At 65.8% G+C, this 22,992-nt stretch carries 23 protein-coding genes; 13 read left to right on the forward strand and 10 right to left on the reverse strand.

The annotated features are described in order from the left end of the window. The first annotated feature begins 108 nt into the window (after window positions 1-108). Entirely contained in the window at window positions 109-2,469 is a 2,361-nt protein-coding gene (gene clpA / locus GRI59_RS03355; RefSeq protein WP_160759770.1) for an ATP-dependent Clp protease ATP-binding subunit ClpA, read from the forward strand. 68 nt (window positions 2,470-2,537) lie between these two features. Next, on the forward strand, window positions 2,538-3,542 hold the full coding sequence (locus tag GRI59_RS03360) for a ligase-associated DNA damage response exonuclease (RefSeq protein WP_160759771.1): 1,005 nt from the start codon (window positions 2,538-2,540) through the stop codon (window positions 3,540-3,542). A 25-nt stretch (window positions 3,543-3,567) separates the two neighbouring features. Here GRI59_RS03360 and GRI59_RS03365 read toward each other — a convergent pair whose 3' ends face one another. Next, window positions 3,568-3,882, reverse strand: a complete 315-nt coding sequence (locus GRI59_RS03365; protein ID WP_160759772.1) for a hypothetical protein — start codon at window positions 3,880-3,882, stop codon at window positions 3,568-3,570. A 110-nt stretch (window positions 3,883-3,992) separates the two neighbouring features. Between GRI59_RS03365 and GRI59_RS03370 the strand changes: the two genes are divergently transcribed. The 3 genes from GRI59_RS03370 to GRI59_RS03380 are packed head-to-tail and all read left to right on the forward strand — an operon-like array spanning window position 3,993 to window position 6,781. After that, window positions 3,993-5,591 carry a cisplatin damage response ATP-dependent DNA ligase gene (locus GRI59_RS03370; RefSeq protein WP_160759773.1) on the forward strand — a complete coding sequence of 533 codons (1,599 nt, stop codon included), beginning with the start codon at window positions 3,993-3,995 and terminating at the stop codon, window positions 5,589-5,591. A gap of 40 nt (window positions 5,592-5,631) precedes the next feature. After that, the gene (locus GRI59_RS03375; protein ID WP_160759774.1) at window positions 5,632-6,141 is read left to right on the forward strand and encodes a DUF1993 domain-containing protein; all 510 of its coding nucleotides are present in this window, start codon (window positions 5,632-5,634) and stop codon (window positions 6,139-6,141) included. 1 nt (window position 6,142) lies between these two features. Continuing rightward, window positions 6,143-6,781: a YoaK family protein gene (locus GRI59_RS03380; protein ID WP_160759775.1), complete on the forward strand. Its 639-nt coding sequence runs from the start codon at window positions 6,143-6,145 to the stop codon at window positions 6,779-6,781. On the opposite strand, the gene GRI59_RS03385 is transcribed toward GRI59_RS03380, so the two are convergent. From GRI59_RS03385 to GRI59_RS03415, 7 genes are read right to left on the reverse strand one after another with little or no spacing between them, the layout of a single operon-like run. Continuing rightward, window positions 6,778-7,059, reverse strand: a complete 282-nt coding sequence (locus GRI59_RS03385) for a DUF167 domain-containing protein (protein WP_160759776.1) — start codon at window positions 7,057-7,059, stop codon at window positions 6,778-6,780. The two genes, GRI59_RS03380 and GRI59_RS03385, sit on opposite strands and share 4 nt — an antisense overlap. Then, on the reverse strand, window positions 7,059-7,637 hold the full coding sequence (locus GRI59_RS03390) for a gamma carbonic anhydrase family protein (RefSeq protein WP_160759777.1): 579 nt from the start codon (window positions 7,635-7,637) through the stop codon (window positions 7,059-7,061). The genes GRI59_RS03385 and GRI59_RS03390 overlap by 1 nt, the downstream gene beginning before the upstream one ends. After that, window positions 7,634-8,191 (reverse strand): GNAT family N-acetyltransferase, encoded by a 558-nt coding sequence (locus tag GRI59_RS03395; RefSeq protein WP_160759778.1) that lies wholly within the window; start codon window positions 8,189-8,191, stop codon window positions 7,634-7,636. Before GRI59_RS03395 ends, GRI59_RS03390 begins: the two co-directional genes overlap by 4 nt. Beyond that, window positions 8,188-8,742, reverse strand: a complete 555-nt coding sequence (locus GRI59_RS03400) for a GNAT family N-acetyltransferase (RefSeq protein ID WP_160759779.1) — start codon at window positions 8,740-8,742, stop codon at window positions 8,188-8,190. The genes GRI59_RS03395 and GRI59_RS03400 overlap by 4 nt, the downstream gene beginning before the upstream one ends. Then, the gene (locus tag GRI59_RS03405) at window positions 8,739-9,287 is read right to left on the reverse strand and encodes a GNAT family N-acetyltransferase (RefSeq protein ID WP_160759780.1); all 549 of its coding nucleotides are present in this window, start codon (window positions 9,285-9,287) and stop codon (window positions 8,739-8,741) included. Before GRI59_RS03405 ends, GRI59_RS03400 begins: the two co-directional genes overlap by 4 nt. After that, entirely contained in the window at window positions 9,280-10,275 is a 996-nt protein-coding gene (gene hemB, locus GRI59_RS03410) for a porphobilinogen synthase (RefSeq protein ID WP_160759781.1), read from the reverse strand. The genes GRI59_RS03405 and hemB overlap by 8 nt, the downstream gene beginning before the upstream one ends. Window positions 10,276-10,319: 44 nt before the next feature. Next, on the reverse strand, window positions 10,320-12,017 hold the full coding sequence (locus tag GRI59_RS03415) for a peptidoglycan DD-metalloendopeptidase family protein (protein WP_337190223.1): 1,698 nt from the start codon (window positions 12,015-12,017) through the stop codon (window positions 10,320-10,322). A gap of 200 nt (window positions 12,018-12,217) precedes the next feature. On the opposite strand from GRI59_RS03415, the gene GRI59_RS03420 reads away from it, so the two are divergent. From GRI59_RS03420 to GRI59_RS03445, 6 genes are all read left to right on the forward strand, one after another. Continuing rightward, window positions 12,218-15,058: a helicase-related protein gene (locus tag GRI59_RS03420; protein ID WP_160759783.1), complete on the forward strand. Its 2,841-nt coding sequence runs from the start codon at window positions 12,218-12,220 to the stop codon at window positions 15,056-15,058. 11 nt (window positions 15,059-15,069) lie between these two features. Further along, on the forward strand, window positions 15,070-15,420 hold the full coding sequence (locus tag GRI59_RS03425) for an RNA-binding S4 domain-containing protein (RefSeq protein WP_183363522.1): 351 nt from the start codon (window positions 15,070-15,072) through the stop codon (window positions 15,418-15,420). Window positions 15,421-15,430: 10 nt separating this feature from the next. After that, window positions 15,431-15,769 (forward strand): ferredoxin FdxA, encoded by a 339-nt coding sequence (gene fdxA / locus GRI59_RS03430; RefSeq protein WP_160759784.1) that lies wholly within the window; start codon window positions 15,431-15,433, stop codon window positions 15,767-15,769. Between the two features lie 277 nt (window positions 15,770-16,046). Next, window positions 16,047-16,580, forward strand: coding sequence for a CarD family transcriptional regulator (locus GRI59_RS03435; protein ID WP_160759785.1), 534 nt, complete (start codon window positions 16,047-16,049; stop codon window positions 16,578-16,580). 137 nt (window positions 16,581-16,717) lie between these two features. Then, on the forward strand, window positions 16,718-17,530 hold the full coding sequence (locus tag GRI59_RS03440; RefSeq protein WP_160759786.1) for a head GIN domain-containing protein: 813 nt from the start codon (window positions 16,718-16,720) through the stop codon (window positions 17,528-17,530). Window positions 17,531-17,570: 40 nt separating this feature from the next. Further along, complete coding sequence (locus tag GRI59_RS03445) at window positions 17,571-17,906, forward strand: hypothetical protein (protein WP_160759787.1); 336 nt, start codon at window positions 17,571-17,573, stop codon at window positions 17,904-17,906. Here GRI59_RS03445 and GRI59_RS03450 read toward each other — a convergent pair. Further along, on the reverse strand, window positions 17,903-18,820 hold the full coding sequence (locus tag GRI59_RS03450) for an L-threonylcarbamoyladenylate synthase (RefSeq protein ID WP_160759788.1): 918 nt from the start codon (window positions 18,818-18,820) through the stop codon (window positions 17,903-17,905). The genes GRI59_RS03445 and GRI59_RS03450 overlap by 4 nt on opposite strands. 72 nt (window positions 18,821-18,892) lie before the next feature. Here GRI59_RS03450 and GRI59_RS03455 point away from each other — a divergent pair, with 72 nt between their 5' ends. Beyond that, window positions 18,893-20,635, forward strand: coding sequence for an acyl-CoA dehydrogenase family protein (locus GRI59_RS03455; protein WP_160759789.1), 1,743 nt, complete (start codon window positions 18,893-18,895; stop codon window positions 20,633-20,635). 1 nt (window position 20,636) lies between these two features. Beyond that, complete coding sequence (locus tag GRI59_RS03460; protein WP_160759790.1) at window positions 20,637-21,458, forward strand: DUF815 domain-containing protein; 822 nt, start codon at window positions 20,637-20,639, stop codon at window positions 21,456-21,458. Here GRI59_RS03460 and GRI59_RS03465 read toward each other — a convergent pair. Further along, window positions 21,451-22,929, reverse strand: coding sequence for a PQQ-dependent sugar dehydrogenase (locus GRI59_RS03465; protein ID WP_160759791.1), 1,479 nt, complete (start codon window positions 22,927-22,929; stop codon window positions 21,451-21,453). The genes GRI59_RS03460 and GRI59_RS03465 overlap by 8 nt on opposite strands. Window positions 22,930-22,992: the final 63 nt, after the last annotated feature.

Raw genomic sequence — 22,992 nt, forward strand, 5'->3', positions numbered from 1 at the left:
ATCACCCTTAGGGGATTCGCAATTTGCGCAGCCCATCCCATATTGTCGGAAACTGGCTTCCCCCGCTCCTTCGCCACGAGCATCCTCCCGCAGATAGAGGCCTCTCCCATGCCCAGCTTCGCCCAGAACCTCGAACGCACGCTGCACAACGCACTCGGCAATGCGTCCGAGCGGCGGCATGAATATGCCACGCTCGAACACCTGCTCTTGGCGCTGATCGACGATGAGGACGCCGCCGCTGTCATGGCAGCCTGCGGTGTCGATCTGGCTGAGCTTGGCGAGGTCGTGAAGCAGTATCTCGATCAGGAATACCAATCCCTCAAGACCGAAGACGGCGCCGATCCGCAGCCGACCGCTGGTTTCCAGCGGGTGATCCAGCGCGCGATCCTGCACGTCCAATCCTCGGGCAAGGACACCGTCACAGGCGCCAATGTGCTGGTCGCGCTGTTCTCGGAACGCGATAGCTACGCGGTCTATTTCCTCCAGCAGCAGGACATGAGCCGGCTCGATGCGGTGAGCTTTATCAGCCACGGCATCGGCAAGGGTGGCCGCCAGATGGAGCCCAAGACTCCGCAGGGCACCGACAAGGCGGATGAGCCTGCGCAGACCAAGGAAGCGGGCGGCGGCAACAAGAAGGAAACGGCGCTCGACCAGTTCACCGTCAACCTCAACGCCAAGGCCGAAAGCGGCAAGATCGATCCGCTGATCGGGCGCGGGCCGGAGGTTGACCGGACGATCCAGATCCTCTGCCGCCGTTCCAAGAACAACCCGCTTTACGTCGGCGATCCCGGCGTCGGGAAAACCGCGATTGCCGAAGGTCTGGCGCGCAAGATCATCGAAGGCGATGTGCCCGAAGTGCTGCTGCCCGCGGTGATCTACTCGCTCGACATGGGCGCGCTACTCGCGGGCACGCGCTATCGCGGCGACTTTGAAGAGCGCTTGAAGCAGGTCGTGACTGAGCTTGAAGCCATGCCCAATGCGGTGCTGTTCATCGACGAGATTCACACTGTCATCGGCGCTGGCGCGACCAGCGGCGGGGCGATGGATGCGTCGAATCTGCTCAAGCCCGCCCTTTCGAGCGGCGCGATCCGTTGCATCGGATCGACCACCTACAAGGAATTCCGCAACCACTTCGAAAAGGACCGCGCCCTGCTGCGCCGGTTCCAGAAGATCGATGTGAACGAGCCGACCATCGAAGACACGATCAAGATCCTCAAGGGTCTGCGTTCGGCCTTCGAAGAACACCACAAGGTCAAGTACACGCCCGATGCGATCAAGACCGCGGTGGAGCTGTCGGCACGTTACATCAATGACCGCAAGCTGCCCGACAAGGCGATCGACGTGATCGACGAAGTCGGCGCGATGCAGATGCTCGTCCCGCCAAGCCGGCGCAAAAAGACCATCACCGCGCGTGAGATCGAATTGGTCATCGCGACGATGGCGCGTATCCCGCCCAAATCGGTAAGCAAAGACGACAAGAAAGCGCTCGAAAACCTCGAACGCGATCTGAAGCACGTGGTGTTCGGGCAAGACGAGGCGATCACCCGCCTTGCCACCGCCATGAAGCTGAGCCGCGCAGGCCTGCGCGATCCGGACAAGCCGATCGGCTCGTTCCTGTTCAGCGGCCCCACCGGCGTCGGCAAGACCGAAGTCGCGCGCCAGCTCGCCACGATCATGGGGATCGAACTGAAGCGCTTCGACATGTCGGAATATATGGAGCGCCACTCGGTCTCCCGCCTGATCGGCGCGCCTCCGGGCTATGTCGGTTATGATCAGGGCGGCCTCCTCACCGATGCCGTCGATCAGAACCCGCATTGCGTGCTGCTGCTTGACGAGATCGAGAAGGCCCACCCTGACCTGTTCAACATCCTGTTGCAGGTGATGGATAATGGCCGCCTGACCGATCACCACGGCAAGACGGTCGATTTCCGCAATGTCGTGCTGATCATGACTACCAACGCCGGTGCGTCCGACATGGCGCGAAGCGGGATCGGGTTTGGCGATGTGTCGAAGGCCGACGCCGGGACTGAGGCGGTGAACAAGATGTTCACCCCCGAATTCCGCAACCGGTTGGATGCGATCGTGCCCTTCGCCTATCTCGGCAAGAGCATCGTTGCCCGCGTGGTCGACAAGTTCATTCTCCAGCTGGAATTGCAGCTGGCCGAACAGAACGTCCACATCCAGTTCGACAGCGACGCGCGCACGTGGCTGGGGGACAAGGGTTACGACAAGCTCTACGGCGCCCGCCCGATGTCTCGCCTGATCCAGGACAAGATCAAGCAGCCGCTCGCCGAGGAACTGTTGTTCGGCAAGCTGGCCGATGGCGGCGAGGTGCATGTCAGCATCAAGGACAACAAGCCGTCCTTCGAAATGACCCCGGCCCCGCCCAAGGTGAAGCCGGTGAAGAAGGTCTCGACGAAGAAGAAGGCGCCCGCAAAGAAGCCCGCGACCGAGACGGACGAGGGATGAGGCCAACCAAAACGCAAAACGGGGCGCGAGAGAGGAACATCTCTCGCGCCCTTTTTGTTTAGTGCACAATGACCGCCCCATTCTCCTGGATCCGGCCTGAGCCGCACGGCATCCATGTCGTCCCGGCCGACATCTGGGTCGATCCCTCGCGCGCGGTGCCGCGGGCGTTGGTGACGCATGGCCATGCCGACCATGCGCGTGGCGGGCATGGGGAAACCATCGCGACCCCGGCAACGCTGGCGATCATGAAGTTGCGCTACGCAACTTCGGACGGCGCGGTGCGGGTGGAGTATGGTGAGAGCATCAGCCTCGGCAGCGGTGTATCGGCGACCTTCCTGCCCGCAGGCCATGTGCTCGGCTCGGCGCAAATCCTGCTGGAACACGCGGGCGAGCGGGTGATCATCACCGGTGACTACAAGCGCGCGCCCGATCCGACCTGCGCACCTTTCGAAGTCACCCCCTGCGATATCTTCATCACCGAGGCGACCTTCGGCCTACCGGTCTTCACCCACCCGCCCATCACCGAGGAAATCGGCAAGCTGCTCGACGCGCGGACGGAAAACCCCGACGCCTGCATCCTCGTCGGCGCCTATGCGCTGGGCAAGGCGCAGCGGGTGATCGCGGAATTGCGCGCGGCGGGCCACACGGACACGATCTGGCTCCACGGCGCGATGGAAGCGATGTGTCGGCTGTACGAAGAACATGGCGTGATGCTGGGCGATCTGCGCCTCGTCAGCGATGCGACCAAGGATCAGATGCGCGGCGCGATCGTGGTCGCCCCGCCCTCAGCGTTGAACGACCGCTGGAGCCGCCGCCTGCCCGATCCCATCACTGCGATGGCGAGCGGCTGGATGCGGGTCCGCGCCCGTGCCCGGCAGCGGGGGGTCGAATTGCCGCTGGTGATCTCCGACCATGCCGACTGGAACGAGCTCACCCGCACCATCACGGAGGTGAACCCACAGGAAACCTGGATCACCCACGGCCGCGAGGAAGCGCTGCTGCGCTGGTGCGAACTCAGCCAACGCCGCGCGCGGGCGCTGGCGCTGGTGGGTTACGAGGACGAGGATGACTGAACTCCCCGTCCCCGTTTTTTCAGGCTTACTTGATCTCGGCCAGATCGGCGCTGATCTTGGTCAGCATGTCTTCGGTAATCATCCCCTGCGAGAAGGGCGCGACCGACTTGAGGCTCAGCGACTTGAACTGTTCGTAGGCCGGGTGCTGCGTCAGGTCCATCCCGTTGAAATGCTTGGCGACGATGGCCTTGGCGCGCTCGTCTGCCATCAGCGCTTCGATCGGCGTATCAATGGTGAAGGCCGCTGCGGTCGCGGCAGTGGGCGCGCTGTCGTCAGCGAAAGCCGGGGTCGTGAGGGCAGCGACGGCAAGGCCCAGAGCAGCAAGCGGAGCAAACTTCATAGCGGCAAATCCTTGTTTAAGACGCGCACCCATGCGGCGTCGGCGACGCCCTTTAGCCGATCCATATGGCGCTGCAATGAACGGATCGATGAACGGTTGGATCAGGGCTGATGGAGGAATTCGCCGCCCTTCTCGACGCGCTAGTCTACACCACAAGCCGCAACCGCAAACTGGCGCTGATCGCGGCCTATCTGCGCAGCGCGCCTGATCCCGATCGCGGCTGGGCGTTGGCGGGCTTGACCGACGGGTTGGATTTTCCGGCGGTCAAATCCTCGACCGTCCGCAATCTGATGATGGAGCGGGTCGATCCGGTCCTGTGGGCGCTGAGCCGCGATTTCGTCGGCGATACGGCCGAGACCGCGAGCCTGCTGTGGCCCGAACCCGAGGATGCCGCGCCGCAAGCTCCTCTCACCCTCGCCGAGGTGGTGGAGCGGCTATCCGCCCTCACCCGCGCGACGGCCCCGAAGAAACTGCCGCTGCTGTTCGACCGGATGGACGCCAAGGGCCGCTATGCCCTGATCAAGCTCGCCACCGGCGGGATGCGCGTCGGGGTCTCGGCCCGCCTGGCCAAGACCGCCTTTGCTCTGGCCTTCGGTGTCGCGGTGGAAGAGGTCGAGGAATACTGGCACGCGCTGACCCCGCCTTACACCGAACTCTTTGCCTGGGGCGCAGATGGCGGGCCTGCGCCCGATCTTCCCGGGGTGCCACGCTTCCGCCCCTTCATGCTCGCACATCCGCTGGAGGATGGCGAGGTGGATCTGAAAGACTACGCCGCCGAGTGGAAATGGGACGGCATCCGGGTGCAATTGGTCAGGGCAGGCGGGGAAACGCGAGTCTACTCCCGCTCCGGCGACGATATTTCGGCGAGCTTCCCCGAGATGCTCACGGTGTTACCGATGGACGCGGTGCTCGATGGCGAGCTGCTGGTGCGCGGGTCGACCCAAGGCGGCGAGGCCGGCGGTGCGGCGAGTTTCAATGCGCTTCAGCAACGGCTCGGGCGCAAGACCGTCTCGGGCAAGATGTTGAAGGAGGCCCCCGCCTTCGTGCGGCTCTACGATGTGCTGCTGCTGGACGGCACCGATTGGCGCGAACACCCGTGGAAGTCGCGCCGCGCGACTCTCGAAGCGCTGATGGGGCGCCTGCCCGCGTCGCACTTCGACCTGTCCGCGCTGGTCGAGGCCCAGGATTTCTCGGCGCTGGCCGCCATCCGCGACACCGCGCGCGACGAGGCGATTGAGGGCCTGATGCTCAAGCATCGCGACAGCCCTTACGTCGCGGGCCGCAAGGTCGCGCTGTGGTACAAGTGGAAGCGCGATCCGCTGCTGATCGATTGCGTGGTGATGTATGCTCAGCGCGGCAGCGGCAAGCGGTCGAGCTTTCATTCGGACTTCACCTTCGGCTGCTGGGACGGCGATCCCGATGCCGGCGCCGAGTTGCTCCCCGTCGGCAAGGCCTATACCGGCTTCACTGATGCTGAGCTGAAACAGCTCGACAAATTCGTGCGGCAGAACACCCTGAACCGCTTCGGCCCGGTGCGCGAGGTGAAGCGCGAACTGGTGTTCGAGGTGGCGTTCGACAGCGTCCACACCAGCAAACGCCACAAGAGCGGCCTCGCCATGCGCTTCCCCCGCATCCACCGCATCCGCTGGGACAAGCCCGCGCACGAGGCGGACCGGATCGAAGCGTTGCGGGCGTTGATAAAGGACTGAGCCGAGCCTACCTCACCCGCACACCATCGGGAGAGAAGTCATGTCCTACGCCACCGCTGCTTTGGCGACCTACACCAACATGCTCGGCACGCTCGACAATCTCGTCGCCAAGGCCAGCGCGCATCCGAAGGGCGAGGCGCTGCTGCAAGCGCGGCTCGCTGAGGATATGTTCCCGCTTCACACCCAGATCCGCTTTACCCTCGATCAGGTGACCACCGCGCTCAACAGGCTCGGCAATCTCGAGCTGGCCTCGGACGAGAGCGACATCACCAGCTTTGCCGATGCCCGCGCGCGGATTGCCAAGGCGAAAGACATGGTCGCCGCGACCGATCCCGCCACCTGGCCGAGCGCGAACGACATGGTGGAGTTCGACCTCCCCAACGGCATGGGCTTCGTGATGCAGGCGCATGAATATTGCCGCGATTGGGCGACGCCGCAGTTCTATTTCCACCTGATGGCGGCCTATGCGATCCTGCGCGCCGAGGGTCTGGCGATCGGCAAGATCGACTATGTCGGCTACATGATGAAATATCTGAAGCAACCGGCCTGAGATGCACCGCTACGACCCCGCCCGCCAACGCCTTGCCCTCGGCCTTGCCGGATTGGCGGGGCTGGTGGATGCGACGGGGTTTGTGGTGGCGGGGGGCTACTTCACCTCCTTCATGTCGGGCAATACCACCCGCATGGGGGTGGAGCTGGTGGAGCGGCCCGCACTGGCGCTCGCGCCGCTGGGGTTGATCGCCTGCTTTCTCGTGGGCGTGATCGGCGGTGCGGTGATCGGGCGACGGGTGGGTGGGCACCGCAAACGCGTGCTGCTTGGGCTGGTCGCGGCGTTGCTGGGTGCCGGTGCGGGGCTTTTGGCAGCGGGGCTGCCCATCCTCTTCCTCGGCGCGTCGGCGATGGCGATGGGCCTCGCCAATAATGTCTTCGTGCGCGATGGCGAGGTGACCGTGGGCGTGACCTACATGACTGGCGCGCTGGTGCGCTTCGGCCAGGGGTTGGCGGCGCGGATCGATCGCCAGCCGCTCACGTCGACGCGCGGCTATGGGTTTTTGTGGAGCGCGCTGGCGCTCGGCGCGGTCATTGGCGGAGGACTGTGTCTGACGGCTCCCCTTGCTGCGGCGGGAGCGGCGTTCGGCTTTGCGCTGCTGCTGTGGGGCGCGGCCTTGCGGATCGAACGCGCGGCTTAATCCTGCACCCAGAACAGCTTCTGCCGCGATGTCGCGCCGCGCAGCAAGGTCAGGCGCGAAGGTGGGCAATCAAGCGCCTCGGCCAGCAATTCGATCACCGCGTCATTTGCAGCGCCCTTGTCCGCCGGCGCGCGGACTTTGACCTGCACCGCGCCCTCCGCAATCACGATCGATTGATCGCGCGCGCCGGGTGTGACGCGCACCGCCAGCCGCCCAGCGGGATCGATGCAGGCGCGCAGGGCCTCGGCGCCGGGGAGGTCCCGCTTGGGCCGCGCCATTATCCCCCTGCTTGGCCGAGCGCCGTGCGAACCGCCTCGGCATGGTGCTTGGCATTCTCGGCATAGTGCATCGTGCCGATCCGCATCCCGGCAATCGCCGCGTCATCGAGATCGCGCATCTTCCTCGCCGGACGCCCGCCCCACAGCTCGCGCGGTTCGATCACCTTGCGCTCGGTCAGCATCGCGCCTGCACCCAGCATCGCGTCACTCCCGATCACCGCCTTGTTCATCACGATCGCGCCGAGGCCCACGAACCCGCGATCGTGGATCGTACAGCCGTGGACCACCGCCATATGGCCGATCAGCACATCATCGCCGATGATCAGCGGGCAGCCATCGGGATCGCCCGGGCGCGGCGGGTCGCAGTGGAGCACGCTCCCGTCCTGCACATTGGTCCGCTCACCGATGCGGATGCTGAACACGTCGGCGCGCAGCACGCAATTGTACCAGATCGAGGAGCCTGCGCCGATCTCGACATCGCCGATGATCGTGCAGCCGGGGGCGATGAAAGCGGTTTCGTGAATCCGTGGCGTGTTGCCGTGGATCGGGATGATGTTGACGCCCGGTCGGTGTGTCATTGCTGGCTTTTCCATTCTTCGCGGGTGATGGCATATTGGATCAACGGACGTTCATGCGGGTCCAGCGCCGGATCGTCAAAATCAAGCGCGGGCCGCCGCGTCATGCCGAGTTTTTCCATCAGCCGCCAACTGCCGATATTGGCCTCGCAGGTCACAGCGACCAGGTGCGGCACGGCGTGCACCGCGAAGCCCCAGTCGACCACCTCCCGCATCGCTTCATGCGCATAGCCCATGCGCCAGCGATCCTCGCGCACCAGCCAGCCGATTTCGTGATCGGTCGGATTGGGGGCGAGCGGATGGGCGATGCGGCGCAGCCCGCAATGGGCGACGATTTCGCCGGTGTCGCGTTCCTCGGCGAGCATGAAGCCGAAGCCCTCGGCGGCAAAGCTGGCGCGGGAAGCGGCGTGTTTGGCAGCAATCACCGCGCGCGGCTGGACCCCGCCGAGATGCCGCATCACGGCAGGCGTGTTGAGCAGTACCATGTGCGCATCCAGATCACCCTCGCCGATCTGGCGCAGCACCAGCCGCTCTGTCGTAAGCACGGGCGCCGTCATGCCGCCGCGCGCCATTGGTCGAGGGTAATGCCATAGGCGATGATGCGCGGATCTTCGGAGCCGAAGTCGGTGCTGTCGAAATCGAGATCAGCGCGCCGCTCCATCCCGAGCCGGAGCATCAGTCCCCAGCTGCCAGTATTGCCCTGCACCGTCAGCGCAATCACCTCATCCGCGCCGAAACGGTCGAAGGCGAGATCGAGCGAAGCGGTGGCGGCCTCTTTCGCGTATCCCTGCCCCCAAGCATCCTCGCGCAGCCGCCAGCCGACTTCCATCATGCCCTGCGGTCCGCCAGGCTGGTTGGAGCGCTTCAACCCGCAAAAGCCGAGCAGCGCGCTGTCTTCCTTGCGTTCAACTACCCAGAAGGTGTGGCCGTGATCGCGCCCATAGCCCTCGATCCGCGTCTCCCCCGCCGCGCGCGCCACATCATCCTGCACGCCGCCAAGCCAGCGCATCACGGCAGGCGTGTTGGTCGCCTCCCAGAACACGGGCCAATCCTCCGCGCGCCAATCGCGCAAGATCAGGCGGGCGGTTTCGTGGCGGAATTCGGTCATGCGGGTGCATCCATCGACCATACGGTGGTGGGGTTGTCTTCGGGCGGGTAGTCAGGATCGTGGTAGCCCAGCTCGGGCCGCGCGGTGAAGCCAAGCCGCTGCATCATCCGGGTCGAGGCCGCATTGGAATCGCTGGTCTGCGAATAGAGCACCGGCAAGGCGAGCTCATCGAAGGCATAGGCGATAACGGCGCGCGCCGCCTCGGTCGCATAGCCGTGGCCCCAATGCGGCTCTGCGAAAGTCCAGCCGTTCTCGCGCTGACCTTGAAGCGCTTTGGGGGCCGCGGGGGAGCGGACATGGAACAGCCCGCAGCGACCCACCCGCGTCTCACCGTCACGCAGCCACACTGTCCAGCGCTGATGCCCGCCGCTGTGGAAGGCGGCGATATCGTCGGCGAGGCTCTCGGCCATCATCTCAGGCGCGCGCACCCCGGCGAGATGGCGCATCACGCTGTCGGTGTTCATGTGTTCGAGCACCCACGGCAAATCCTCTGCCACGGGCGGGCGCAGGATCAGCCGTTCGGTCGCCAGTGGGTCGTCAGCCATTCAGCAGGCGGGCAACATGCGCGGCGTGATAGGTCAGCACCCCGTTGCACCCGGCGCGCTTGAAGGCGATCAGCTTTTCCAAGACCAGCGCATCACGATCGCCGATCCCGGCAGCCTGCGCGGCCTCGATCATCGCATATTCGCCGCTCACCTGATAGGCGAAGACGGGCACGTCGAAGCGCTGCTTCACCCGGTAGATGATGTCGAGATAGGCGAGACCCGGCTTCACCATCACCGAATCCGCACCTTCGGCAATGTCCATCGCCACTTCGCGCAGCGCTTCGTCAGCGTTCGCGGGGTCCATCTGGTAGGCTTTCTTGTCGCCCTTCAGCAGCCCGCCGCTGCCCACCGCATCGCGGAACGGGCCGTAGAAGGCGCTCGCATACTTCGCCGCATAGGACATGATCTGGACATTGGGGTGCCCGTTCATCTCCAGCGCGCGGCGGATCGCGCCGATGCGGCCATCCATCATGTCCGACGGGGCGATGATATCCGCGCCGGCATTCGCCTGATTGACCGCCTGATCAACCAGCATCGCCACGGTCTCGTCATTTACGACATAGCCCGCGTCATTCACCAGCCCGTCCTGCCCGTGGGAGGTATAGGGATCGAGCGCCACGTCGGTCAGCACGCCGATGCTGTCCCCGCAGGCGTCCTTGATCGCCTTGATAGCCTGGCACATCAGGTTGTCGGGATTATGCGCCTCGGCCCCGTCATCGCTACGCAATTCGCGCGGGGTGTTGGGGAACAGCGCGATCACCGGAATGCCGAGGTCCACCGCTTCCTTGGCGCGTGCCACGATCCCGTCGACCGACCAGCGCGAGACGCCCGGCAGCGTGGCGATAGGCTCCTCGACGTCCGTCCCCGAAGTGACAAACAGCGGCCAAATGAGGTCAGATGGGGTAAGCACCGTCTCGCGGTGGAGCGCGCGGCTCCAGCCGGTGGCACGGGTGCGACGCAGGCGAGTGTTGGGGTAATGTCCGGTCATGCGGGCAGGCTTACGCCCAATCGCGCACGCTCGACAAGTGCTCGTTACAGCGGGGTGGCAGGCTTGGCCGAGCGCGCGGTTTCGGCCTTCTCAATCTCGCGCACCGGCTCCTTCACCTCGTTTGGCAGCGGAGCGAGATCCTTGAGCGCCTCGCCCACGCTGATCTCCTTCAGGCGGTTCAGCTGGCGGCGGAAATCGACCAGTTCGGTGCCCGAAAGCTCGGCGCGGCTGACGAATTGCACGCTCGCCGGGTTGATCGCCCGCCCGCCGCGATACATTTCGTAATGGAGGTGCGCGCCGGTCGACAGGCCGGTCGAGCCGACATAGCCGATCACTTGCCCGCGCCGCACCTGCTGGCCGGAACGAACCGCCATCTGGCTCATGTGGCAATAGCGGGTTGCAAGGCCGCCGCCATGCTCCAGCCGTACCGCGATGCCGCAACCGCCCGCACGCCCTGCGGCGCTGACACGGCCATCCGAAACCGCCACAATCGGCGTGCCGTAACGCGCCTTGAAATCGATCCCGGCGTGCATCCGGTTGTAGCCGAGGATCGGGTGACGGCGCATCCCGAAGTTCGAGGTTACCGCCCCCGGCACCGGCGCCAGCAGCCCGCGCCGCTGCTCACCCACGCCCGAGGCTTCGTAGAACCGCCCTTCGCTCCCCCAGCGCATCAACTGGGTGCGCGGTCGGCCGCTGCGGTCGATCCCGGCATAGAGCAATTGCCCCGCCTGCCGTTCGCCGGTGGCGGCCCGGCGATAGGCGATGATGATGTCGAATTCGTCAGCTGAGCTGACCTCGCGGTCCATGTCGATCTGCGCGTCGAGCGCTTTGAGATATTCCTGCACCGCGCTTGCCGGGACACCGGCCTGACGCATCGAGCGGTAGTGGCTGCTGCCGACCACGCCGCGCACCCGCAGCGGAGTTTCATCGACGCGGATGATGTTGCGCTTCAGAGCGAGCGGGCCGGAGGGAACGACCGGCGTGCCATCCTCCGCAATCGTGCCAGCGCCCGGACGGGTGAGTTCAAGCTCAAGATCGAAGCGGGCGCGGAAAGCCAAGCTGTCGAGCGGGCGCGGCGCACCCGGAGCCGGGCGGCGGCCGAGCAGTAGGTCCATCTGCGTGCCAGCGGCAATATCGCCCACGGCCACGGCTTGCCCCACCAGCGCTGCCGCACGATCGATATCGCCCGCGGCCACACCGGCGCGGCGCAGCATCGAAGCGAAACTGTCACCCGGGGCCAGCGTCACCATCAGCTGAATCTGTGGGCGCTCGGGTGCGCTCTTGAGCGGGATCACCGCTGCGGTCGGCCCCATCCGGCGGCCACTATCGGCGCCCAGCGCCAGCGGCAGGATCATCTGGCTGCGCATTTCGCTCGCCACATCCGCGCCTTGGGGCATGGCGGGGCGAGCTTCGAGCGGCGTGAAATCGGGCCAGAACGCCAGCGCCACGGCGCCAAGGCCGACCATCGTTCCCAGCCCGCGCAGCCATCGGCGGCTGCCGATATCCTCCGCCAGATCGGGGGCTAAGTCGAGCCGGGCGAACCAACCTGAGGCGGCAAGACGCCATGCATCATACCGCTCGGCAAACGTGCCAAGGTGCGCAGCAGCCTGACGCTTGGCCTTCTGCGCCTTGGTCGGCGGGGCGAGATTCGCTGAGTTGCGCGGATGAGGCAGCAATTCGGCTGCGGTTGGCGCGTCGATCCGTTTGCGCGGCACCTGGGCAAACACACGCGCATCGCCCACGCTGTCAGGCGCGTCATGGGCCTCGGGCCCATCAATCAATTTACGCGCATGATCCAACATCTATGCCCCGAAGGCTGCACCCGTAAGGACGTTCCGTCCCACGGCCGCGCGTGCCATGTCGCATTTCTCTGCCCGATCATAGTAAATGCACGGTTAACCAGCGGCCAATTGCATCGCCAGCACGGTCAGACGTTTCCCTTATGCGCAACCCCGGTGGACTGGCGGCCTTGCCCCCATGGTGCAAGCCTGACAGAACCCCTGACATCGTGCCAGCTCCCCCGTCTGCCCGCCAGCTCGCCAGCCTCGGCTCCCCGCGTGAAAACGCCGCTGACGCTCGTGTCCGCGCGGTGCTGGGGCCGACCAACACCGGCAAGACGCACTTGGCGATCGAGCGGATGTGCGGCCATTCCTCCGGCATGATGGGCTTCCCGCTGCGCCTGCTGGCGCGCGAGGTCTATGACCGGGTGCGTGCCATCAAGGGTGACAAGCAGGTCGCGCTGATCACCGGTGAGGAGCGGATCGAACCGCCAGACGCCCGATATTTCCTCTGCACTGCCGAAGCCATGCCACGCACCAGCGGCCAGCACGCCTTCGTGGCGCTGGACGAAGCGCAATTGGGCGCAGACCCCGAACGCGGGCACATTTTCACTGACCGGCTGCTGCACGCGCGGGGCCGGGAAGAAACGATGATCCTCGGCAGCGCCACGCTGGAACCGATGGTCAAGGCGCTGATCCCCAAGGCGGAGATTACCAGCCGCCCGCGCTTTTCCACGCTGTCCCACGCGGGCATCTGCAAACTCTCACGGCTGCCCAAACGCTCTGCCGTGGTCGCCTTCAGCGTCGAGCAGGTTTACGCCATGGCCGAGGCGCTGCGGCGGTTCCGCGGCGGAGCGGCGGTGGTGATGGGCGCGCTCTCGCCCGAAACCCGTAACAAGCAGGTCGCGATGTTCCAGTCGGGCGAGGTCGATTACATCGTCGCCACCGATGCCATCGGCATGGGGCTGAACCTCGATCTGGATCATGTGGCTTTCGCGGCTTTGAGCAAGTTCGACGGGCGCAGGAAGCGGCGGCTCACCCCGTCGGAAATGGCGCAGATCGCAGGGCGCGCCGGGCGGCACCAGCGCGATGGCACCTTTGGGACGCTGTCCGGCACCGGGAAAGGCGACGGAGAGCCGCTCGCCTTTACCGATGAGGAAGTCTACGCGATTGAAGAGCACAAATTCGCCCCGCTCACCCACCTGTTCTGGCGCGATGCCGATCCGCGGTTTGACACGCTGAACGCGCTGATCGCCGATCTGGAAGCGCGGCCCAGCCATGCCATACTGAAGGCCGCGCCCGAAGCGATCGACATGGCGGTGCTACGCCGTCTGGCCGAGGATGACATCGGCCGTTCTGTGCGCGGCGCAGGCGCGGTGCGGCGATTCTGGGAGGCGTGCTCGCTCCCCGATTTCCGCTCGCTGGGCGTCGAACAGCACGCCCGCTTCGTCGCGCGGCTGTGGAACGACCTGCGCGAAGGGTATCTCGGCGCGGATTTCGTCGCTGCCCGCATCGCCGAGCTTGACCGGATGCAGGGCGACATCGACACGCTGCAAGGCCGGATTGCGGCGATTCGCAGCTGGGCTTACATCTGCCAGCGACCCGATTGGGTGCTGGCACGCGACGAAATGGCTGCGCGCGCGCGCGCGGTCGAGGCGAAGCTCTCGGATGCGCTGCACGCGCGGCTGACCGAGCGATTCGTGAACCGAAGGACGACTCTCTTGATGAAATCGCTGGGGCAGGACGCGAGCGCGCTGCCCGTTACGCTCGAACCCGATGGCCACCTGACCGTGGAGGGGATGAGCATCGGGCGGCTTGAAGGCTTCCGCTTCCATGTCGATCCGAGCGCGGGCGTCGCTGACCGGCGGATGCTGCTGGCGGCGGGCGAGAAGGCTTTGCCCGCGCTGCTGGCGGACCGGGCCGACTGGCTGCTGACGCAGGGCCTGGGCGAGCTGGTCATCTCCGGCGGGGCGATCCGCTGGCAAGAACGTGCGCTCGCCGACATCACCTTCCCCGGTCAGCCTGGCGCGGGCAATTTCGGCACGCCCAAGCTGGCGCTGACCCGAGATCTGGTGCTGGTGCCCGAAGGGGCACGGGCCAAGCTGGAAGCGGGGCTAGTCCAATGGCTCGACAAGCAGCTCGAACCGCTTGAGCCCTTGCGCAAACTGGCCGAAGCGGCGCGCGATCCCGAGGCTGGATCACAGGCGCGCGCGCTGGTTATCACCCTCATCGAAGCGCGCGGCGTGATCAGCCGCGAGGATGCCGGGCTGGAACACCTCCCCAAGGAAATGCGGCCCTATCTGCGCAAGCTGGGCGTGACCTTCGGCGCGCTCGACATTTTTGCTGCACCGCTGCTCAAGCCCGCGCCGCGCCGTTTGCTCCACGCACTGGGGCTGGACTTGCGCCCGGTGCAGGAGGCGATGTTGCCGGTGCTGGCCGAAGGTGGCTGGGCCAAGGGGCGGCTGCCTGCGGGCTATCGCTATGCCGGCACGCAGGCGATTCGGGTCGATCTGGCCGAGAAGATCCTGCGCGCCGCGTTTGACGGACGTGCGGTGGCCACTGCGGCCCACCCCAAGGAACGCAACCGCGCCTTCCGGCTCGACATGGCGCTGGCGGTGTCGGTCGGACTGGAAGCAGAGAACGCGCGCCGCCTGCTCGGCAGCGCCGGTTTCCGCTGCGACCGTGCGCGGCCCTTGGCGGAAGGCGCCTTCGGCCCGCCCGCACCGGATCGCTGGCACTGGCGCCCGCGCCGACCGGGAGAGAAGGACGAACGGCGTCCTGACCGCCGCCCCGAACGTGACCATCAGCGCAAGGATCAGCGCCCTCCGCGCGGCAAGGGCAAGCCTGCCGACGCTCGGCCCAATCGCGATGGCGCTCAGCCCCCGCGTGACGGCGGCAAGCGGCCCCCTCGTCCGGCGCAGCCCCCGGCAAGGCCCCCGGTCGACACCGGCCCCGCCCGCGCTGGCGGTGCCTTCGACAAGCTGGCGGACCTGCTCAAGGGATGAAAGGTGGCGGGGTGGGAGAGTCGATCCGGATCGACCGCCTGCTGGTCTATCTCCGCTTCGCCCGCACCCGTTCTGCCGCGCAAAGCCTGATCGATACCCACGCTTTGCGCCGCAACAGAAAGCATGTGCTGCGCTGTGCCGAACAGGCACGTATCGGGGATGTGCTGACGCTGGCGGTGGGGGGCAACGTGCGGGTGATCGAGCTGCTCGCCCTCCCCGAACGGCGCGGTTCTCCCGCGCAAGCGGCTTCGCATTATCGGGAGGTTGATTCTGACGGGCTTGACCGTAAAGGGCAAATGACAATAGCAGCGTCAACTCTCACGGCGGATGCCCCGCCGGAAAATTCCGAAGACTTCCATTGAAAGAGCCGCAATGACTTACGTCGTCACTGAAGACTGCATCAAGTGCAAGTATACCGACTGCGTGGAAGTGTGCCCGGTCGACTGCTTCTATGAAGGCGAGAACATGCTGGTGATCAATCCCAGCGAATGCATCGATTGCGGTGTGTGCGAACCGGAATGCCCGGCCGAAGCGATTCTCCCCGATACCGAAGACGGGCTGGAAAAGTGGCTTGAGCTGAACACGCAGTACTCGGCCCAATGGCCGAACATCACCAGCCAGAAGGCGCCGCCCGAAGATGCCGACGCGCACAAGGGCGAAAAGGGCAAGTTCGAGAAGTATTTCAGCGCCGATCCTGGCGATGGTGACTGATTTTCGGCAGCTTTTCGCGCGGTTTGCATAGTTCGGCACGCTCTCGCAAACGCCGACTCGCAATTTTGTTGCAGACCTGCTATATAATACCCTGACCGCGCAGGGCTGTGCCCGCGCAGGCGTGAAAACCAGGAAGGCCCGACACCAGCAACCCCCCAACCGGATGATTACCACCCGGCGCTCGCTTTGTCTGAGGCACTCTTCAGCCAAGCCCCCGCGTCGCTGGGCCGATTGTCCGCTCTCTCGTTGCCAGGACGGCCGATTGAAAGGAACTTGCATGGCAAGCACCGCGAACGCATTCACCGTCGGCGATTATGTCGTCTATCCCAAGCACGGCGTTGGCCGCGTGATCGAGCTCCAGCGCGAGGAAATCGCCGGAATGCAGCTCGAACTCTACGTCCTTCGGTTTGAAAAAGAGCGCATGACCCTGCGCGTGCCGGTGGGCAAGGTCGAAGCGATCGGGATGCGTAAGCTGTCGTCGGACAAGACGCTGAGGCAGGCGATGGAAACCCTGAAGGGCAAGCCCAAGGTCAAGCGCACCATGTGGTCGCGCCGCGCGCAGGAATATGAAGCGAAGATCAACTCGGGCGACCTCGTGTCGATCGCCGAAGTGACCCGCGATCTGTTCCGCCCCGAAGACCAGCCCGAGCAGAGCTATTCGGAACGCCAGATCTTCGAAGCGGCCTCCAGCCGCCTCGCCCGCGAATTGGCGGCGATGGAAGAGACCGACGAGCCCACCGCGCTCGGCAAGATTCTCGACGTGCTGCGCGAACACGCGCCGCAATATTACGACACCGCCGAAGAAGCCTGAGGCTTTTTTCGCCGTGTGCGACATCAAGGGCTGCCCTGCGGGGCGGCCCTTTTTGTTTGTGCGGGGCGCAGGCTTGTGCCACGCGCCGGGGTGTATTATATCAGCAATACGCTAGCGCACTTCGGGAGAGACACGCCATGACCCAATTCACCGGCCGCCGCATCGCCGCCGCCGCCTTGCTCACCGCCGCGACCTCGCTGGCCGGGTGCGAAGGGGCGGAGATGGAAATCAACGGTCAGAAGGGCGTGCCGCTCGCCGATGTCGTACTCACCGGCGCGCCGCCGTCCGAAGTGGTGCTGGCCTCGGGCGATACGGTGATCCTCACCGAAGGCGATAGTTTCACGATCAAGGTCGAAGGCGGCAACACCGAAAGCCTGCGCTTCGTCCGCGACGAACGGACCATTGGCATCACCCGCGAAGAAGGCTGGAGCGGTGACACCAACGCCATCATCCGCATCACCATGCCCGCCCCTGAAGAGGTCGTGATCGCTGGCAGCGGCACGATCAAGGCCCCCACGCTCGCCAGCGACGCCGAGGTCACAATCGGCGGTTCGGGCCTCGTCGAATTCGGCACGGTCGCAGCCGAGAAGCTCGGGATCAACATCGGCGGCTCGGGCACAATCCGGGGGGCGGGCACGGTCAAAAGCCTCACCATCAATATCGGCGGCAGCGGCGAAGTTGAACTGGCAGGATTGAAGGCCGACACAGCAGAAGTCTCGATCGGCGGCGCGGGCGATGTCGCCTTTGCCTCTGACGGGGAAGTGACCGCCAACATCGCAGGCGCGGGTGACGTCACCGTTACCGGCAAGGCCAAGTGCACCGTCAATGAATTCGGCTCGGGCACGCTGAACTGCGCCGAGGCTACCGGGGCGTCAGCCGCGCTGCCTCCGGCAGCTCCTCAGGCCCCGACCGCTCCGGTCGCTCCGGTCGCCGCAAAACCCGCAGAATAACAATTGCCTTATGGCGAGGGGCGCGCGACATAATGCGGCCATGCGCGCACTCAGACTTGCGGCCCTTGGCCTAGCTTCGCTCGCCTTGCAGGGCTGTCTTGCCCGTGCGGCGGTGAATGTCGTCACGCTGCCGGTCAGAGCGGTGAGCAAGGGTGTCGATCTGGCGACGACGAGCCAGTCGGAAGCCGACGAGAATCGCGGCAGGGAGATTCGCAAGCGCGAGGAACGGCTTGGCGAGCTGGAACGCGATCTCGAAAAGCAGATGGACCGCTGTGCTGACGGGAATGACGAAGCCTGCGAGAAGGCTCAGGCGATCCGGGCGGAGATGAAGGCGCTAATGCCGGGCATTCCGGTGGAGCCTGAGCGCGGCGACTAAGCCGCCGCCCGCTTGAGCCGATCATTGATCGCGCGGCCCACGCCGTCCTCCGGCACCGGAGCGACCGCGATGCGTGGCTTCGGCGCGCGGGCGGCTTCGTGAAGGCAGGCATAGAGGCGAGCTGCGGCCTCGGTCACATCACCGCTGGCCGACAGCGTGCAGTCACCGCCAACGGTGCCGAAGCCAATCAGGAATTCGTCTGCCTCGGCCCTGTCCGCATTCAATCGCACCGGCTTCCCTGGCGCATAGTGGCTGGCAAGTTGCCCCGGGGCTTCGATCTGCTTCGCGTTGCCCCGCGTGCCAATCTGGAGCGGGCCAGGGCGTAGCTCCTCGATGCTGCCATCGGCGCGAACGGCGACAATGGTCGACTCCACCCCTGCTGTGGTGATCCCGCCGTCGAGCACGAGGTCGATCCTCCCATCCAGCGAGGCGAGGACGTGAGCGGCGCTGGTGGGGCTGATGAAGCCGCTACGGTTGGCGGATGGCGCGGCAAGCGGGAAATCCACAGCCGCCAGCAGCGCCCGCATGACCGGGTGAGCTGGCGCGCGCAGAGCGATCGTGGGCAGGCCAGCGGTCACCGCCTGCGCCAGCCCCGCCTCGGCACGGCGCGGGACAACCAGCGTCAGCGGGCCGGGCCAATGCGCCTCGGCCAAAGCAATCGCCTCTGGCGAGAAGTCGGCATAGCGTTTGGCCTGCACCGCATCCCGCACATGCACGATCAGCGGGTTGAAGTCCGGCCGGCCCTTCGCGGCATAAATCTTCGCCACCGCCTCGGCAGAATCCGCCCGCGCCGCCAACCCGTAAACGGTCTCGGTCGGCACCGCGACCAGCCCGCCCGATTCGAGGATTCGCGCCGCCCGCGCTATCCCTGCGGCGTCTGCCAGCACCATGTCTGTAACGTTCTTGCCGCTCATGCCCCGGCGCTATATTCAAACCCCCGCCCTGCCAAGTGCGCAGCCCATCAGACACGCAAGGACGCCCCCGAAGTGACCCCCTTTACCCCGCCGACCGCCGACCAGCTGCTTGCCATCCGCACCAATGCCGGGATCGACGAACTCGCCCAGTCCGAACGCTTTGCCCATGCCGAGCCCGATCTGGTCGAAGCTATCGTCGAAGGCGTCGGGCAGTTTGCGGCTGGCGAATTCGCCCCGCTGAATCGCAAGGGCGATCTGGAAGGGGCAAAGCTCGAGAATGGCGTGGTGCGCCTGCCAGACGGTTTCGACGCGGCGTACAAAGCCTATGTCGAGCAGGGCTGGAACGCGATTGCCTCTCCCGTGGAGCATGGCGGTCAGGGCATGCCCTTCACGCTGGCCTGCAACGTGCTCGAAAACCTCGGCGCGGCCAACATGGCCTTCACCTTGCTCCCGATGCTGAGCGTCGGCGCGATCGAGGCGCTGGAGCATCATGGCTCCAACGACCAGAAAGCGATGTACCTGCCTAATCTCGTCAGCGGCGCATGGTCGGGGACGATGAACCTGACCGAGCCCGCCGCCGGCAGCGATGTCGGGGCGCTGCGTTCGGTTGCCGAACCGATCGTCAACGGCCCCCATGCGGGCAAGTATCGGATCACCGGCCAGAAGATCTACATCACCTGGGGCGAGCATGATCTGGCCGAGAACATCATCCATCTGGTGCTGGCGAGGCTCCCCGGCGCGCCCGAGGGTTCGCGCGGCATCTCGCTGTTCGTGGTGCCGAAGTACCATGTGAACGAGGACGGGTCGCTCGGCCCGCATAATGATCTTCGTTGCGTCAGCCTCGAACACAAGCTCGGCATCAACGCCTCGCCCACCTGCGTGATGAGCTATGGCGATAATGGCGAGTGTATCGGTGAGCTGGTGGGGCACGAAAACAAGGGCCTCGCGGCAATGTTCACGATGATGAACAACGCGCGGATCAATGTCGGTAACCAGGGCGTGCAGATCGGCGAACGGGCGACGCAGCAGGCGCTCGCCTATGCGCGCGACCGGGTGCAATCGGCGCGCGCCGGTTCGCCCGACAAGGCCCCGGTGGCCATCATAGAACATCCCGATGTGCGCCGCATGATCCTGCGCATGAAGGCGCTGACCGAGGGCGCGCGCGCGCTGCTCTACTACTGCGCCGGGCAGGTCGATCGCGGCAATCTGGGTGACGAAGCTGCCAAGGCCCGCTCTGAAATCGTCGTGCCGCTGATCAAGGCGTGGGGCACCGATATCGGCGTGGAAGTCGCCGGGCTCGGCATCCAGATCCACGGCGGCATGGGCTTTGTCGAGGAAACCGGCGCCGCCCAGCACTGGCGCGATTCGCGGATCGCCCCGATCTATGAAGGCACCAACGGCATTCAGGCGGCGGACCTCGTCACCCGCAAGCTCGGCCTCGATGGCGGGGAGGCGATGGTGACTTTGTTCGAGACCATCGCTCGCGAAGCCGCTTCAGAATATGCTCTCGCCGCCTTGGCGATGGACTGCGCCCATGTCGCGCGCTGGATGCGGGACGAGGCCAGCCTTGATGATCGCCTCGCTGGCAGCGTGCCATTTTGCACCATGGCCGCCATCACGGTCGCCGGTTGGCAGTTGATGAAGCAGGCTGAGGCGGTCGCGGCGGGGGCTGCGCCCGAACTCGCGGCGACCAAGCCGGTGACGGTGCGGTTCTTCCTCGACCGGATCGTGCCGGAAGGTGCTGGCCTCAAGGCAGGCGCGGTCGCCGGTGCCGAGTTGCTCTACGCCCTGCCCGCCGCAGCACTGGTTGGCTGAGATGGAGCGCGGCGAAGCTCTGGAACGGATCGCCGCCGCGCTCGAACGGCTCGCGCCCCCGCCCCCGCCGCCGACCGATTGGTGCGCCGCGCCCGCCTATGTGTGGGACGGCGAGACGGCTCGGGCGGTGCCAGTGCTGGACGCGGTGCCACTCGCCCAGCTGCATGGGATCGCCGCGCAGAAGACCGCGCTGCGAGGCAATTGCGAGCGGCTCGCCCAAGGTGCAGCGGCGCATGATGTGCTGCTGTGGGGCGCGCGCGGGATGGGCAAATCGGCGCTGGTGCGTGCTGCCGTGGCCGATGTGCAGGCCAGCAACCCACAAGCCTTGGCGCTGGTGCAGATCGCGCCGGGTGCCCTGCCCACCTTCCCCGCACTGGTCGCCGAACTGGCGCAGCAATCCTGCGCCTTTTTGCTGTTCATCGACGATCTCGGCTTTGGCGCGGATGGGCGCGCAGAGATGCTCGCGCTGCGCAGCCTGCTCGACGGCGGGGTCGCCCCGCGTCCGTCCCACATTCGCTTGGCTGTCACCGCCAACCGCCGTTCCATCGTCGAGCGGGAGGATACCTCGGGGGCGATCCACGAACGCGATGAACGCGACGATGCGCTGGCGCTGGCTGACCGCTTCGGGCTCACGCTGGGCTTCCACCCGGCGGACAAGGACACTTACCTCGCGATCCTCGCAGGCTACACCGCGCCGCTTGGCCTCAGCTTCGATGCGGAGGAAGCGATGGCCTTCGCGATCCAGCGCGGCAACCGCTCAGGCCGCACCGCGCTGCAATTCGCGACCGAACTGGCCGGGCGCGCCGGGTTGACGCTCAGTTGACCTTCTGCCCCGCCTGCTTGCGCAGGTAATCCGCCTCGAACGCCGCCTGCGGGTCTTTCAGCGCGCTCGGGGGGAGCGGATCGTCCTTCAACCGCGTGATGGCCGGAGCCGGAGTGGCCGAGGGTGAACGCACGCGCCAAATGATCCCGGCGGTATCGTCCGACACCAGCAGCGAGCCATCTCCCGCCCATTCGACCCACGTCGGCCGGCCGCGGGTCGTGCCGTCACCCGTCAGGAAGCCAGTCAGCACCGGCACCGGTTTGCCCACCGGATTGCCGAGCGCGTCAAAGTCCACGAACACCACGTCATAGCCCGAAGGCGGCTTGCGGTTCCACGAGCCATGCCGCGCGATGAACGCCCCGCTGGCGAAGCTCTCGCCCATGCGGTCACCCTCCTTGGAGAACACCAGCCCCAGCGCCGCGACGTGCGGGCCGAGCGCGAATTCCGGCTTGCGGACATATTCCATCAGGAAGCGCGGCATCGGCGCTTCGACCCGGCGGTCAATATTGGTGCGGTAATAGACCCAGGGCCAGCCATACTGCGCCCCGATCGGCACGTTGGTGAGGTAATCGGGCACAAGGTCCGATCCAAGCATGTCACGCTCGTTCACGGTGGTCCACAGCTCACCGGTCCAGGGGCTGAAATCGAGGCCATTGGGGTTGCGCAGCCCCGCTCCGAACTGGCGCGCGCGGCCCGCGACGAGATCATATTCCCAGATCATCGCCCGGCCTTCTTCGACCTTCATCCCGGCCTCGCCGATATTGCTGACCGATCCGACCGCGACGTACAGCAGCTGCCCATCGGGCGAGAGTTCGAGATTGCGCATCCAGTGTCCACCGCCCGCCGGCAGGTCCATCAGCTTGCGCGGCGCTCCGGTGACCTTGTCGCTACCCAGTTGGTAGGGGAAAGCGAGCACCGCATTGTGGTTGGCGACGTAAAGCGTGCCATCCTTCCACGCCATGCCCGAGGGCGATTCGAGGCCTTCAGACAGGATCACCTGCTTCACCTCGGCGCTGCCATTGCCGTCGGCATCGCGCAGCAGCACGACCTGATTCGGGGATTCGCCCGCCGAACCGGCCTTCGAGAACAGCACGCCTTCAACCCAGCCACGGATCGTGCCCATGATCCCGTCATCGCCGTCCTTCGTCGCGGGCGCACGGGTCAGCGTCACCAGCATATCGCCATTGGGGAGCGCAAACAGCGTGCGCGGGTGATCGAGCCCTTCGGCAAAGCGGACGACTTCCAGTCCCTTGGCAGGCGTCGGCGCTTCGCCCGCCTTCCAGCCCACCGGCTCGGCAATCTGGACGGTGGGGAAGTTCTGCGGATCACCCTCCTGCAGCACCGGTTCGGTGCCAGCGACCTCTTCGACCGAGAGATCGGCGGTGTCTCCGCGCGACAGGAAGAACAGGGCGACGCCCGCCACTACGATTGCGATGACAAGAGCGATTGCGATTTTGCGAAAAAGAGCCATGTGACGCGGGATAAAGCCCAGCCGCCGACGCGGCAACCGATAAGCGCCGGGGCGATGCGACGA

Origin of the sequence: Erythrobacter ramosus (assembly GCF_009828055.1) — a bacterium.
Lineage (GTDB): Bacteria > Pseudomonadota > Alphaproteobacteria > Sphingomonadales > Sphingomonadaceae > Erythrobacter > Erythrobacter ramosus.

Coding starts and splice junctions, on each gene's coding strand:
- fdxA (WP_160759784.1), top strand. CDS start 15,431: ATGACTTACGTCGTCACTGAAGACTGCATCAAGTGCAAGTATACCGAC.
- GRI59_RS03395 (WP_160759778.1), bottom strand. CDS start 8,191: ATGACGGCGCCCGTGCTTACGACAGAGCGGCTGGTGCTGCGCCAGATC.
- GRI59_RS03360 (WP_160759771.1), top strand. CDS start 2,538: ATGACCGCCCCATTCTCCTGGATCCGGCCTGAGCCGCACGGCATCCAT.
- GRI59_RS03420 (WP_160759783.1), top strand. CDS start 12,218: ATGCGCAACCCCGGTGGACTGGCGGCCTTGCCCCCATGGTGCAAGCCT.
- GRI59_RS03380 (WP_160759775.1), top strand. CDS start 6,143: ATGCACCGCTACGACCCCGCCCGCCAACGCCTTGCCCTCGGCCTTGCC.
- GRI59_RS03365 (WP_160759772.1), bottom strand. CDS start 3,882: ATGAAGTTTGCTCCGCTTGCTGCTCTGGGCCTTGCCGTCGCTGCCCTC.
- hemB (WP_160759781.1), bottom strand. CDS start 10,275: ATGACCGGACATTACCCCAACACTCGCCTGCGTCGCACCCGTGCCACC.
- GRI59_RS03385 (WP_160759776.1), bottom strand. CDS start 7,059: ATGGCGCGGCCCAAGCGGGACCTCCCCGGCGCCGAGGCCCTGCGCGCC.
- GRI59_RS03405 (WP_160759780.1), bottom strand. CDS start 9,287: ATGGCTGACGACCCACTGGCGACCGAACGGCTGATCCTGCGCCCGCCC.
- GRI59_RS03450 (WP_160759788.1), bottom strand. CDS start 18,820: ATGAGCGGCAAGAACGTTACAGACATGGTGCTGGCAGACGCCGCAGGG.
- GRI59_RS03465 (WP_160759791.1), bottom strand. CDS start 22,929: ATGGCTCTTTTTCGCAAAATCGCAATCGCTCTTGTCATCGCAATCGTA.
- GRI59_RS03375 (WP_160759774.1), top strand. CDS start 5,632: ATGTCCTACGCCACCGCTGCTTTGGCGACCTACACCAACATGCTCGGC.
- GRI59_RS03440 (WP_160759786.1), top strand. CDS start 16,718: ATGACCCAATTCACCGGCCGCCGCATCGCCGCCGCCGCCTTGCTCACC.
- GRI59_RS03390 (WP_160759777.1), bottom strand. CDS start 7,637: ATGACACACCGACCGGGCGTCAACATCATCCCGATCCACGGCAACACG.
- GRI59_RS03445 (WP_160759787.1), top strand. CDS start 17,571: ATGCGCGCACTCAGACTTGCGGCCCTTGGCCTAGCTTCGCTCGCCTTG.
- clpA (WP_160759770.1), top strand. CDS start 109: ATGCCCAGCTTCGCCCAGAACCTCGAACGCACGCTGCACAACGCACTC.
- GRI59_RS03460 (WP_160759790.1), top strand. CDS start 20,637: ATGGAGCGCGGCGAAGCTCTGGAACGGATCGCCGCCGCGCTCGAACGG.
- GRI59_RS03400 (WP_160759779.1), bottom strand. CDS start 8,742: ATGACCGAATTCCGCCACGAAACCGCCCGCCTGATCTTGCGCGATTGG.
- GRI59_RS03370 (WP_160759773.1), top strand. CDS start 3,993: ATGGAGGAATTCGCCGCCCTTCTCGACGCGCTAGTCTACACCACAAGC.
- GRI59_RS03435 (WP_160759785.1), top strand. CDS start 16,047: ATGGCAAGCACCGCGAACGCATTCACCGTCGGCGATTATGTCGTCTAT.